Annotated in this window: 7 protein-coding genes; 6 read left to right on the top strand and 1 reads right to left on the bottom strand. The window is 50.4% G+C overall.

What is annotated here, in order from left to right; genetic code table 11:
• Nucleotides 1-361 precede the first annotated feature (361 nt).
• The gene (locus Mal48_RS08865; protein WP_145198104.1) at nt 362-679 is read left to right on the top strand and encodes a hypothetical protein; all 318 of its coding nucleotides are present in this window, start codon (nt 362-364) and stop codon (nt 677-679) included.
• A gap of 241 nt (nt 680-920) precedes the next feature.
• Here the strand turns inward: Mal48_RS08865 and Mal48_RS08860 are convergent, their stop codons facing one another.
• Nucleotides 921-2783, bottom strand: coding sequence for an arylsulfatase (locus Mal48_RS08860; RefSeq protein ID WP_145198102.1), 1863 nt, complete (start codon nt 2781-2783; stop codon nt 921-923).
• Between the two features lie 695 nt (nt 2784-3478).
• Here Mal48_RS08860 and Mal48_RS08855 point away from each other — a divergent pair.
• From Mal48_RS08855 to Mal48_RS08835, 5 genes are read left to right on the top strand one after another with little or no spacing between them, the layout of a single operon-like run.
• Complete coding sequence (locus Mal48_RS08855) at nt 3479-4075, top strand: sigma-70 family RNA polymerase sigma factor (protein WP_197442183.1); 597 nt, start codon at nt 3479-3481, stop codon at nt 4073-4075.
• Complete coding sequence (locus tag Mal48_RS08850; RefSeq protein WP_145198098.1) at nt 4072-5766, top strand: FecR family protein; 1695 nt, start codon at nt 4072-4074, stop codon at nt 5764-5766. The genes Mal48_RS08855 and Mal48_RS08850 overlap by 4 nt, the downstream gene beginning before the upstream one ends.
• Nucleotides 5763-9005 carry a DUF1553 domain-containing protein gene (locus Mal48_RS08845; RefSeq protein WP_145198096.1) on the top strand — a complete coding sequence of 1081 codons (3243 nt, stop codon included), beginning with the start codon at nt 5763-5765 and terminating at the stop codon, nt 9003-9005. Before Mal48_RS08850 ends, Mal48_RS08845 begins: the two co-directional genes overlap by 4 nt.
• Nucleotides 8995-10431: a DUF1501 domain-containing protein gene (locus Mal48_RS08840; RefSeq protein ID WP_197442182.1), complete on the top strand. Its 1437-nt coding sequence runs from the start codon at nt 8995-8997 to the stop codon at nt 10429-10431. Before Mal48_RS08845 ends, Mal48_RS08840 begins: the two co-directional genes overlap by 11 nt.
• Nucleotides 10428-14111 carry a DUF1553 domain-containing protein gene (locus Mal48_RS08835; protein ID WP_145198094.1) on the top strand — a complete coding sequence of 1228 codons (3684 nt, stop codon included), beginning with the start codon at nt 10428-10430 and terminating at the stop codon, nt 14109-14111. The genes Mal48_RS08840 and Mal48_RS08835 overlap by 4 nt, the downstream gene beginning before the upstream one ends.
• Nucleotides 14112-14149: the final 38 nt, after the last annotated feature.

Here is a 14149-nt window from a genome sequence, read left to right as displayed (position 1 = left end):
TATGACTGCAGGCCAATCGTGAATTTGGTCTAAAGCACCTTTCGAATTGGTTTGCAGAATCTGCCTCGTGGCGAACAGCATTTTTATTAGAACCAGTCCAAAAACCTCTGGAATCGCTGCTTTTCTCAATGACTGAGAGAGCTATTTCAAGTTTCAGGATCAGTTCTAGAGAAACGCGTTCTTCGCGGGCACACGGTAGAGAAAACTGCTCTAGCATGAACTTTTAGAAAATCATGTTCGCCCTCTAACACGCGAGAGCAAACATGATTTCTGAGAGAACAGTTTCTTCATTTGCTCACAATTTAACAGATTAACAGAGTTCTCTATTCGTTTTGTTTGCATGAATTGAAAGTGAACTTCGATGACCCAACTCGCCCCGGCCTGCTTGGTGCTTTTGATCACGTTGGTATTTCCAGTGGCTTCGATCGCGCAAGACGAGCCTGCTCCCAAGCCGCCCGTCCATGAAGGAGGTCCAACACCGCAAGCAGATCAAGAAATCGAAGGAGTCTGGGAGCGGTCAATTAAAACTGAAGCGGGCAAGTTTCGGGTCGTCAAAGAACACAACCAGCACAGAACCCGGGTGCGCGTCTTTGACAGTTCTGGAAAACTTCTCCAGGAAAAGACGTCTCGCTACGACACTGAAACATCTGGGTCAGTCCGTATTTTCACGTTTTTTTGACAGCAAAATTGTGGCAGGGAAAAATCTGGGGGCAATGGATTCTCGCGAAAAGTCGTACATTTACCGCGTAGATGGCGATAAATTTTTCGAGGTTCATGGGATGCTCCTCGCTGACACAGCCCCAGTTTCGGTCTTTGTCTGGAAACGAGTGCGTGATTCGGAGTCTCCATAATTTCCAGCGAGAAACTTGTGGAACATTCGATTTCCTTGCTGTTTCAGAGAGCAAATTCAGCTTCTCCAATCAGTTCGAATTTCTCCGCTTGAGCATCAGCAAGCGAAACTCGATGGCCTGATCACCAGGAATTTTTGTCGCTCTTAGCGAAAGAGTCTTGCGGCCCTTCTTCATTTTGATTTGCCCCATGTTGTGCGGCTGAAACTGTTTCACGTAAGATTCAGCGCGCCGAACACGATCCTCATCAGCTCCGACGATGGGCGGATCGTGCGGATCTTGAATCATTGTTTCAAGTTGGGCATGACCATCACTGAGTTGAATCGTGCAGCCGATATCGTCCTTCTTGCAAGTATAATAGAGTTCGACATCAAAGGTCCCGTCTTCAGGGAGCTCCACCTCCCAGGTGATCTTGTCGTCCAGACTGGTCCAGTTCGTAAAATAAGATGCGTTTGGATACTTGTTGGACCGTTTGATGTTTCCATGTGGAACACCATCGCGAGCTGGCAGTTGTGTGTTTGAGCTATCGGCGTGCCCAATGACGAATGGTCGCTTGTCATCGTCGTAGCCAGCTAAAACTTCTGACTTCCATCGCGAAACAGCCTCGCGCAGCACTCTGGCCTGTTCAGGATGTTCACTTGAGACGTCTCGCGATTGGCTGGGATCATTGAGCATATCGTAGAGTTTGCCTTGATGATCGAGTCGGTACTGCTGAGTTCTCGCTGAGACGCGTCCGCGCCATTGCGAAAAAATCGTCCGGTCCGGCCAAGCATAATTCTCTTGAGTGAGTGGTATTTTCAGGCTCATCCCATCGAGCGGTTTCTGGCTGGCGACTGGAATCTCTGAGAGCTCTGCAAGGGTTGGTAGCAAGTCAATCACCCCGGAGATTTCCGTCACTGTTTTTCCGGCGGGGATGTGATTCGGCCAGCGGATCAGCAACGGAGAACGGACTCCTCCTTCGTCAGTCGACCCTTTTCGTCCTTTCATTTCTCCATTCCAGCGGCGTCCATTCGGGCCGTTATCGCAGAAGTAGACAACAATCGTATTCTCGGCGAGTTCCAGAGATTCAAGCTTTTCCAAGATGCGTCCAACGTTCCAATCGATATTTTCGCACATCGCCAGCGCCGCCCGTGTGTGTCCAAGATTTTCTTTATCAGGGTCAACATCGCGCAACAGAAGCTCTTTCTCTTTGAATCGATTCCAGTATTCCCCGGGAACTTGCATTGGAGAATGAGGAGTGTTGTAAGGGAGGTAAACAAAGAACGGTTCTTTCTGATGTTCTTCCATGAACCGCATCGCGTGGTTTGTAAAATCGTCGATGCAAAATCCATTTCCCTGCACCAGTTCGCCGTTGTGTTCCATCATCCAGTCGAAGTATTGCCCCCAGTGCCCCGAGCAAAACCCGTAGTAATCATCAAACCCGCGACTGTTGGGATGATAGGGAGCCTGCATCCCGTTGTGCCATTTCCCGTATGCTGCCGTTTTGTATCCGGCAGCTTGATACGTTTGGCCGATCGTCATCTCATCCAGGTTGATCCTCTCTCCACCGGCTGAGGTGCTGTAAACGCCACATCGCGGGTGATAGCGACCGGTGAGCAACTCAGCCCGGGTCGGCGAACAAACTGGACAAACGAAGAATCGATCAAACTGCGCCCCATCCCGAGCGAGAGAATCAATATTCGGAGTCTGAAGATTCGTATTCCCATTCAGACTCAAATCCCCCCACCCCTGATCATCCGTCAGGATCAAAACAATGTTTGGGCGCTGGGGTTGAACGGCTCGAAGTGTTGGCGGAAAAATAAGTTGTGGAAGAATTGTAGTGGCAAGCAAAAATGCCAGTGTCGTTATTCTGTGCAGTAAATCACGTGGGAATGATCGGCGGAAACCGACCTGCGTGTTAGCAAGCCGTGTTCTTTTTTTGAATGCGGGATACATGGTCTCTTTACACCAATCAATGCGCGTGCTGCGCTATTCAAGAACTCGTACTCCGCCACTTGTTCAATTGTTGGAGTGCGCATAGAAAACCAAGGGACTACAGGTGGCATGAAACCGAAAACGGTTCCGTAAGCATTCTCACTTCTTTCAGTTAAAAGTTCAATTCCCAGAGGCGGGCACTGGCTGAAGGCTGGTCGAGGTGATATGCCCCCAATAGTTTGAGTCATTCTTATGGGAGTTCGTTCGGGTTTGGTCAGTATTTCAGCTGTGTGCTGATGGAATGCAGGGATTGTTAGAGCCGAAGGCGGAACCTCACCTGTCACGGAAGTGGCACGCTGCATTAGAATTCTGCGGGGGTGAGCCTCCCCAACAATCACCCCAGCCCTCAAAAAACGATCTTCTCCCCAGTGAAAATGCTAACAAGAGCAGTTTGCTTTACCGTGTGCCCGTGAAGAACGCATTTCTCTAGTTAAAATGCTGTTCGCCACGAGGCAGATCCTGCAAACCTATTGGATAGATGCTGTAGAACTGATCCTGAAAGTCAAAATTGCTCTCTCAAATGTAAAGAAAAGCGGCTGTTCCAGAGGTTTTCGGACTGGTTCTAAACCATCTCTGGCAACACATAAACCGAATTCTGATTAAATTCATTTGATATTGGGGGTAACTTATCGCTGACTTCTGCCATGATAAGATATATGGCTTCAAATCGAATACCCGATGATGCACAAGTCGACGCAGCGTTAGAGCGAGTTTCTCGCGGCGATACTGCGGCGTTCGCTGTGATTGTGCGCCGGCATGAGCGGTCGTTACGGACCTGGCTGGCAGTCCATACCCCACCGGGAGTGGATGTCGACGATATTGCGCAACGTAGCTTTGTCGCGGCATTTACGCGATTTCATGAATTCGAATTAGGCACAAACTTCGAAGCTTGGCTGTTTACCATCGCAAAGTTTCAATTACGAACAGAAACGACTCGACTTCGGCGAATTGCTGATTACCACACGCGATACGGGCCTGATTTACTACAACGAGAACTTGCTCGACGAAGCGACAGTTCATCTGAAGCATGGAAACTGCGTCTGGAATATTTGCAGGGTTGCCTGGAGGCTTTGGACGAGCGTCTTCGTCGATTTGTTTCCTGGAGATATGACGAGGAAATCTCGTTGGATGAAATGGCGACCCGCAGTGGTCGTTCCGTACCTGCCGTGAAAAAACAACTTTGGAAGGCCAGACAACTTCTTCACCAGTGTGTAAAGAGTCGCATGACAGCGAGCGAAGGAGGTGCCTCGTGAGTACTCAAGAACGTTTTGCTGAACTCTGGACGGACTACCTCGAAGGAGAACTTGAAGAGGTCGACCTCAAAGAATTGCAAGAACTTCTGACCGCAGATGAATCGCTTGTGCATCAAGCAGCCGATCTGTTCCAGACACACCGACTTCTCGGGTTGATTGCCGCGGAAAAATTCGATTCGCAAGAAGCATTTGTTAACGAAACACTTGCCCTGTTACCCAAAAACGACAGCGATTTCTCCAAGCGTGTGATGTCGGAGTTATTGAATTCAAAATCGGTCACCGACGATCAACAGCGGTCGTCAACTCGTAAGCTTGGCCTCCGACAGATCGCTCCAGTTCTTTTGGGATGCATTGCACTCAGCCTGGTGATCGTTTCAGTTCTTTCCCAAAGGTTTGACGATAACGACACCCATCAAATGATTGCCTTGGAGGAAGCTCTACCAGAAGTCCGAATGGCGAGTAGTTCCCACCCAAAGTTCTTTGGTGAACTTGCTCCTCCCATCGGCTCTCTGCTCGCTCCGCAACGTGAATATGTGTTAATGAGCGGGATGATTGAAGTCGAATTCCCAGCAGGGGCTTCGGTCATCATGGAAGGACCGGCGGTTTTTCGCATTTCATCTGATGAGAGCCTGGCGCTTGATGTCGGTCGCTGTTCAGTTCACGCGCCGCCAGGGGCTGAAGGGTTTCGCATCGACACCCCGAATACTCGCATCGTGGATCGCGGGACCCGTTTTGCAGTCAATGTTTCGGAGTCGACTGAAACTGATGTCCAGGTCCTCGAAGGGGCTGCCGATGTCTATGATGTCGATCAAAACGGCAAGGTTGATCAAGATCGTTCTTCTGAAACTCGATTAGCGATCGGTGAAGCTAAACGATTCGCAGCAACTGGTGCTTCCTCAAAGAATACGCTTCCGTTTGACCCGACCAGCTATCGCCACTCGCTGCCAGATCGAGTGGTTTCGTACAAAGCGACTGTAGCTGCTGATGGAGGCGCGGAAAACCTTGTCAGTGTTACCATTCAGCGAGGTGGTCGAATCATTGAGGTTTTGGCGGACGAACTCATCCCTGCTCAGGTCAGCTCGTTTTACGCACCTGGAAGCGGAGCCTTTCTGTGCGGTCCTGAAACATTTCCAAATCCACGAAGCTCGATTTCGATTGACCACAATCTTGTGACAGGCATCATCAATCCTGCGGGGAGTCGTGAACCATTAACGGAATCACCCGTTTTGGATGGTGACGACAAAACTCCTGGCATGGCGATTCGGTTTGACAGTCCTGTCATCAATGGACCTGGCGCGGATGTGGTGCTGTTTGATTTGCAAACCTTCGCGAATCCTCCTGATGGGGATGCATTTCATGTCAGCCCGATCGTGTTTCGAGAAGGGCTCCGTTCGCACACGATTCAGAAGTATGACCTGACAATGGAGTCTCCCGAATCACTCTACCTGACAAATTTTCACGTTCATTTTTTTGAAGAAAAGACAGACTCTCTGGAGAAACTGAACTCGCTTGAAACGAAGACACATCAGCAGGCGATCAAATTTCGCGGGCTGGCAGTAGGGATTGATCTCTCCGACATGGGATACGCCGAAGGGGAAGCGGTGTCAGGATTCTTTATTCAAGATGCTCTCGACGACGCACACCATGTTGATCCAGTCTTCATTGGTGGATTACCGGAAATAAAAAAATGATAAGATTGTTATCAGACTCGTTTCGCTTGCTCGATGCAACACTTTCCAACAGTTGGAAATTGTTGAAGGTTCATCGCGTAGCCATCGTTGCGTCATGCCTGAGCAGCCTCATCCCACTTTCGCTGGTTGCTCAGGAACAGGATCAAGAACCGGCTCAGCAGGTGAATCAGAATACGGCACACACTCGAGACTTGTTCGAGAACCATGTTCGCCCGTTACTCGTCACGCATTGCATCAAGTGTCACGGTGAGACGAAACAAGAAGGTGGACTTCGGCTGACCACAATCGAGGAGTTGCTTCGAGGAGGTGACTCAGGGTCAGCGATCGTGGCTGGCAAGCCTGACGAGAGTTTGCTCATCGAGGCATTGCGTTACGAATCATACGAGATGCCTCCGAGCGGTCAGTTAGAGCCGAAAGTTATCGACGGAATTGCGAGTTGGATTCAAGCTGGTGCTGAGTGGCCCCAGGGGCTTGTACTGAAGCCGACTCCGAAGATCACCGAAGAAGATCGCGCCTGGTGGTGCTATCAGCCAATCAGTCAACCCGCGGTTCCTGAAGTCGATGACAATGGCTGGTGTCGTAATGAGATTGATCATTTCATATTTGAGCGACTCGCTCGAGAAGGTGTCGCTCCCAGTCAGGCAGCGAATGCAGAGAAACTCGCGCGGCGTGTTCACTTTGCAGTTACCGGTTTGCCGCCCGATGAGTCAACTCGTCAACTGATCGAGAATGAATCGGATTGGTACGAGGCACTCATCGACAACCTGCTGACGACTTCTGCTTATGGCGAGAATCAGGCTCGGTTCTGGCTCGATTTGGTTCGATATGCCGACTCCGACGGATATAACGCAGACCACCGTCGCCCCGAAGCCTATCGATACCGTGACTATGTCATTCGGTCTTTTAATGAAGATAAACCCTATGACAAATTTGTGATGGAGCAACTTGCCGGAGATGAAATTGATCCCGGAAATCGAGATGCTCTCATCGCAACAATGTATTTACGACACTGGATCTACGAACACAACCAGCGCGATGTCGAAGGTCAGTGGGCGCAAATTATCAGCGACATTACTGAGACAACGGCGGACCTGTTTCTTGCTCAGGGAATGAAGTGTGCCCGTTGCCACGATCATAAATTTGACCCGTTGCTTCAACGCGACTATTACGCCATGCGAGCTTTCTTTACTCCTTTAAAACCGGAAGAGAATCAACCGATCGCAGACGTAGAAACACGCACCAGACATCTTGAACAACAACGTATCTGGGAAGCAGCCACAGAAGATATCCGCAAGCGATTGCACGAAATCGAAACTCCGGAACTCCTCGCTCATGCAACACGAGAAGGCGTCCATCGGTTCACAAAAGAAATTCAGGCGATGATCAAAAGCCGCCGTCATGAATTGAGTCCTTATGAGAAACAGATCGCGATATTGGCCTCGAAACAGTTTGATGTCCTGCCTGAAAAATTGCCCGAATGGTTGAGTGAAGCTGAGGAGGCGGAACGTCAACAATTGTTGGCAAAGCTGGCAGAGTTCGATCACCTGAAGCCGGAACCACTTCCGAAGCTGAAGTTTGTTGCCACTGATGTCGGGCCAGTCGCACCGCCGACATTCATTCCAGGCTTGACGGACCAAGAACCGATCGACCCTGCTTTCCCTGTCATCCTGAGCGAAGAACCGGCAACAATCATTCCCCCACCCGAGGCGTTGCAATCAACGGGACGTCGGACCGCTTTAGCGAAGTGGATTGTCAGCCAAGACAACCCTCTCACTTCGCGAGTCATCGTCAACCGAGTCTGGCAACAGCACTTCGGCAGGGGACTTGTCGCAACGACGAGCGACTTTGGTCATCTCGGAACACCACCTTCACACCCGGAACTGCTTGACTGGCTTGCTCAACGTTTCATGGCAGATGGTTGGAGCCTGAAAAAACTGCATCGTTTAATTCTCACATCAGCCACTTATCGCCAGTCCACCTCACGTAAGATGGATGAGCATTTGGCTTCTCTTGATCCTCAGAACGAATTGTTATGGAAAATGAATTCGCGTCGTTTGTCGGGGGAAGAGATTCATGATTGCATCGTCGCTGCAAGTGGTGAAATGGGACAGCAGAAGCGTGCGATTTACAAGCCAGTGAAACGGAACTCGCTCGACCCGTTGTTAGCTGCCTTCGATTTCCCAGATCGAGTAGAAAGCCAAGGGAAGCGGCATCGAACAACGACCTCACCGCAATCACTCTTAATGATGAATAATCCGTGGTTGCACGATCGTGCAAAAAACATGGCGACAAATGTCGCTTCACTGGAAATTGATTCACTCGTTGAGACAGCCTATGACCGGCTATACTTCCGTAATGCCAGTCGAGAAGAAATCGACCAAGCTGCGAAATTCGTCGAGCTCTATGCATCAAACGCGGAAGAGATCAAACTGCCCAAGCGATTCAAGTCACTGCCGGATGGTCGCCCTGCGATCATCCTGAATCCCGCGAAACCGACCTCGATTAAAATTGATCCGATTCCGGAATTGCGAGACCCTAAAAACAAAGGCGACTTCACCATCGAGGCGACAGTGCTACTGAGTTCATTGTATCCCAATGCCAATGTGCGCACGATCGTCAACTCTTGGACAAATAAGAACTCAGAGCGTGGATGGTCTTTGGGCGTTACGTCCACCAAGAGTTCGTACAAGCCTCGAAATCTGATCCTGCAGTTTGTTGGTTCACAAAGTGATGAGCAAAGTAAACCAGAGTACGAAGTCATCCCATCCAATCTTCGAGTGGAGCTGAATAAACCGTATTACATCGCAGTCTCTATTGATCTGGATGATGCGTCAGACACGGGAATCACTTTCTACTTAAAAGATCTGTCCAAGCCAGATGCGAAACTGCAAGTGGCCAACGTTCCCCACAAGGCTCGCTGGAATATCCAGTCAAAGCAGCCGATACAAATTGGTGGGCGAGCAAATGCCCATCTGTGGGATGGACTCGTTCAAAGTGTCAAATTGCACCAGGGGGCGCTGAGCGAGGAAGAGTTATTTTCAAGTGACCGTGATCATTCACGACTACTGTTTGATGTTCAATTCGCAAGTGAAGATAAGCTAGGTCAGGATGCATCAGGGCATGGGCGACATGCCTTCGTTGCAGAGACTGAAAACACGAATGCTTCACCCGAGATGCGTGCACGTATCGCACTGCTTCATGCAATCTTATGTTCCAATGAGGTGATTTATGTTGACTGAAAACAAAAAGGGAAACGCCCTTACACGACGCGAGATGCTGTTACACAGCGGTGGCGGTTTTGGTGCGTTAGCACTCGCGGGACTGCTGCCAGATAAACAGGCAACAGCGAGTGAGTCTGCTGCGCCTTCGCCGCTGTCAGCAAAACTCAAACATCATGCAGGCAAGGCGAAGAGTGTTATCTTCCTATTCATGGATGGTGGCCCAAGTCACCTCGATACTTTCGATCCAAAACCTGCTCTCGAAAAGTTAGCAGGCAAGCCGATTCCCGAAAGTTTCGGTCGTGTCATTACAGCGATGGGAGAGTTCGATTCTCCAATCATGCCGACAAAACGAAAATGGAAGCAGCACGGCGAAGGAGGCTTATGGATTTCTGACTGGTTGCCACACACCGCCAAGATGGCTGATGAACTGGCGGTCATTCGATCATGCTGGACCAACGGTATCAACCATTCCGGGGGCATGTGCCAAATGAATACCGGTACTCAGTTTGCCGGTCGGCCCTCGCTGGGAAGTTGGGTCACCTATGGGTTGGGGACAGAAAATGAAAACCTGCCAGCTTTCGTGGTGATGCAGGAAGGGAAAGGACGCGTGATCAACGGTTCACGAAACTGGGGAGCCGGTTTCATGCCTGCGATTTATCAGGGAACAACGATGGAAAGGTCAGGTCCTCCTTTCTCCAACCTGATCCCTCCAAAGCATATCGCCAATGCACAACAACGTCAGGAACTTGATTTTCTCGCACAACTCAATCGGCGGCATGCTGAATCGCGGCAGGAGAACACAGATTTGGATGCGCGCATCCGCAGCTTTGAATTGGCGTTTCAGATGCAGTCTCATGCACCAGAAGCCATTGACCTTTCAAAGGAATCGGCCGACACACAGAAGATGTACGGAATGGATGACGACAAAACCGCGTCGTACGGTCGAAACCTGTTGATGGCTCGTCGACTGGTTGAACGAGGCGTTCGGTTCGTGCAATGTTACCATGGTGCTGGGAGTAAATGGGACGCTCACAGTAACATCGAAGCGAACCACACAAGAATGTGCGGTGGGATGGATTTACCGGTCGCTGGTCTTCTGAAAGACTTAAAGCAGCGTGGACTGCTGGAGCAGACGCTTGTTGTGTGGGGTGGTGAATTTGGTCGTACCCCGATGAGTGAAAAAGGGAACGGTCGTGACCACAACCCCACCGGATTTACGATGTGGATGGCGGGTGGTGGAGTGCAAGGTGGGCAAGCATATGGAACGACTGACGAACTCGGACTGCATGCTGTTGAAGACCGTTTGCATGTTCACGACATCCACTCCACGATCCTGCACTTGATGGGTATCAACCATCGAAAATTAATCTACACTCACAAAGGCCGTCCTGAGCGCATCGATCAAAACGAAGGTCGAGCTTACAAGGAGATCGTTGCAACATGAAGCGTTTTTCTCAATCCGTCGCTGCTATGCTATTGCTGGTCGGTGTTTTATCGTACGCGCAAGCAGACCCTGAACCGATTGAAACAATCCGTTGGGATTTCGGTACTGAAGAAACAGGTTCTTTGAAGCTGCATGGAAACGTGCAACGCGACCAGGCAGGTCCGCGGCCGCCCGAATTTCCAGATCAGCCAAGCGACAACACAGCTCTAAAATTCGATGCCCGTAGCTATCTGTCAATTCCTGATCCAGGACCTGACAGTCAATTTGACTTCAAAAATGGCGATGCCATCACGCTTGAAGCGTGGGTGAACCCCGCTGAGATTCGGGATGGGCAACCTCTCTACGTGATCGGCAAAGGACGCACAAATTCGCCAAAATTCGCCCGAGACAATCAAAACTGGGCGTTGCGGATCATGGGAGGTGGCGGAGAAGCTCACGTCAACTTCTTGTTTGCTTCGAAACGATCGAATACTGGCAACCACTGGCATCGCTGGACGTCGAAGCTTAGTTTTCCGATCGCCACAGGCTGGCATCACATCGCGATCTCGTACCGCTTCGGCGAGCCCGAATCAATTCGGGGGTGGATCAACGGAAAATCGACCGACGGGACATGGGACATGGGTGGGGCGACGAAAGAACCGCCAGTCGTCGATGATGATGAAATCCGCATTGGCGAGCGTTTTCAGGGAATGCTGGATGCCGTTGCAATCCACCGAGCCATCCTCGATGACGATGTCTTGAAGTCTCGCTTCAATCGCGTAGGAAAAAAACGCGTGAAACAACTAGCAGCTGAAGTAATGCCGGATCTAGGAACAATTCCTGAAGATCGAGTTCTCTATCAGCTCTGCGAAAATATGCCTTCTGGAAGTCGCTGGTTATACGAAAGCGAAACAGCGCCCCCCGAAGCAGTACGCTGGCTGGGAGATTCGTTTTTGCTTTCTCGAATCCCGATGCAGTACGACTCATGGGGAATTCGCACAGGATGGCAGGCGCCACTGTTATTAAGAATCGCAGGCGATGTCGAACTCCCACCTGGTCAGCATCGGGTGTTGGTACGTGCTCGTTCTTTAAGCCGGTTGTGGATCGATGGAAAACTCGTCACACGTACTAAAACAGTTCGCAGCCGTGGTGGAAACCTCGAAGCGATTGTGCCAGTCCCCGAGCCTCTAACACCTGGAGCAAGACTGCTTCCATTTCCACAACAAGAATCTTTTGTCGAATTCGAGATTCCAGCCAGCCAACAACAGAGTCCACGAAAAAAACGTGTCGTCCTGGAATTGCTTGTTGGCGGCAATGGCGATCGAACGGAATCTGGCGAAGTCTGCGTTGCTCTTCAACCCAATAGCACCGGCCCGCTATTCGTTCTCAATGCCGATTCATCATCCCCATTAAAACTGACAGACGCGGAGGTCGAACAGGAGCTACGTCAGTTTGAAGCGAATCTGGTTTCGCTTGAAGACAACCAACGTCGAGAGGCTGCTGCTTCTCAGGATGCATTCTGGGCACAAAGACACAAGCTAGCCAAAGAGTCAGTCAAGCACGATTCGCAGGCAGCCACAGGGGCCAACGTTCACCCGATCGACCAGTTTGTTTCGAACAAAATTGCGAAAGCAATCACCGAAGCGAAAGAAGTTGATGAGAAAACGACTCAGCACTTTCACAACAAGGTGCTGCCAATCTTACGAGAGCAATGCTTCAGGTGTCACGGAGAAAAAGAGAAGGGTGGCTTACGCCTCAATTCGAGAGAACATGCACTTTCGATGGGCGACTCCGAAATGGCTGCCGTTGTTCCGGGGAACCCTGACGCAAGTGAGATGATCGTCCGCATCCGTGCCGGTGATATGCCTCCTACCAAATCAGGATTAAACGACGAGGAAATCACAATATTAGAAACATGGGTGAAAGAAGGGGCTGTCTGGCCCAACGCACCGATTGACTCTGAATCTGTCGCACTTGCTCCCGTGATCGATGATGCAGCGTTCATGCGTCGCGCATATTTAGATACCGTTGGGGTTGGTCCAACAGAGGAAGAAGCTCGCGAGTTCTTAACGAACAACAATCCACAAAAGCGAAATCAGCTGATCGAACAACTATTGAGTGATGAGCGATACGCAGACCATTGGGTCAGTTTTTGGATGGACCTCCTGGCTGAAAACCCAACACTGCTGAATCAATCGCTCAATTCAACAGGACCGTTTCGCTGGTTCTTGTATGAGTCACTGCGAGATGGGAAAGCCCTTGATCGTATGGTGACAGAATTGATTTTAATGCGTGGAAGCCCACACGAGGGGGGAAGCGCTGGATTCGGAATGGCAGGTGAAAATGATTCTCCCATGGCTGCGAAAGGGCACATTCTGGCCTCCGCGTTTCTTGGGATTGAGTTGCAGTGTGCCCGCTGTCACGATTCCCCATATCACAGCACTTCACAGGAAGACCTCTACTCAGTGGCTGCGATGCTGAATCGCAAGCAGTTGACTCCTCCCAAAACCAGTCGTGTTCCCGATGCGTTTTTTGAAGGCATTGGCCGCGAATCGTTAATTCAGGTGACATTGAAACCAGGCGTCCAGGTTCAACCGAAATGGCCGTTCGCCTCGTTTACTGGAGTTGAGGATGGACCGCACATCGATGCGCTCGTGCAGAGCCCGACTGACTCCCGAGAGCGGTTGGCAGCGTTGATCACCACTGCACAAAATCACCGTTTTTCTCAAGTCATCGCCAACCATCTTTGGAATCGATTGCTGGGCGCCGGAATCGTTCAACCTGTCAACGATTGGGAAGGCAGAACTGTCAGCCATCCAGAGCTATTGAAATGGCTGGCTGACCAGTTAGTCCTGCATGATTATGATACGCGACACGTCATCAAACAGATCATGACCTCGCAACTGTATCAACGAAAAGCGATTGGACAGAACGAACAAGCTGCTGCTGAGCAACGTTTCTTTAATGCTCCCGATCCGAGAAGGTTGAGTGCCGAGCAAGTTGTGGATTCATTGTTCACCGCGACTGGCAGCCAGATGGAAACCGGGGAGTTAACCTTTGTTCATGACGGGGCGGAACCAATGAATCACCGTCTCACACTGGGCTCACCCAGTCGGGCGTGGATGTTTGCGGGTTTGAACAACGAACGAGACCGACCAAGTCTCTCCTTGCCACGTGCGCAGCCGATTGTTGATGTTCTCGAAGCATTTGGCTGGACAGGGACTCGACAGCAACCGATCTCTGAACGTGAGACCGACGCAAATCTTCTTCAACCGGGAATTCTTGCGAACGGAACTTTAACCATGTCGTTGACCCGAGCATCGAACCAATCGGAACTTGCACAACTCGCAATAGATGCGGAGTCTCCCGAAGCTTTGGTTGATTCGCTGTTTTTGCGATTCCTGTCTCGCACTCCCAATGAACAAGAGAAAGCAGCGTTCATTCCGCCACTCGCGACAGGATTCGAAGATCGGATCTTGCCAGCAGATCAAGTCAAACAACCACAAGCACTCTCGCCGTTGCCAGTCTCCACATGGTCAAACCATCTGGTTCCTGAAGCAAACGAGATTCAAAAAGAATGGCAACGACGTGTGCAAATCGGTCCGCCAGTTGATCCGCGACTCCAAACGGAGTGGCGAGAAGTCTATGAAGATGCAATCTGGAGCCTGGTTAATGATCGAGAATTTGTTTGGATTCCATAACAAAACAAGCTGAGCATTTTTTGGACAATAGTGACTGA

It is taken from the genome of Thalassoglobus polymorphus (genome assembly GCF_007744255.1).
GTDB classification, from domain to species: domain Bacteria; phylum Planctomycetota; class Planctomycetia; order Planctomycetales; family Planctomycetaceae; genus Thalassoglobus; species Thalassoglobus polymorphus.
The sequence above is the reverse complement of the archived record's forward strand: the minus strand, read 5'-3'. Positions and strand labels throughout refer to the sequence as shown.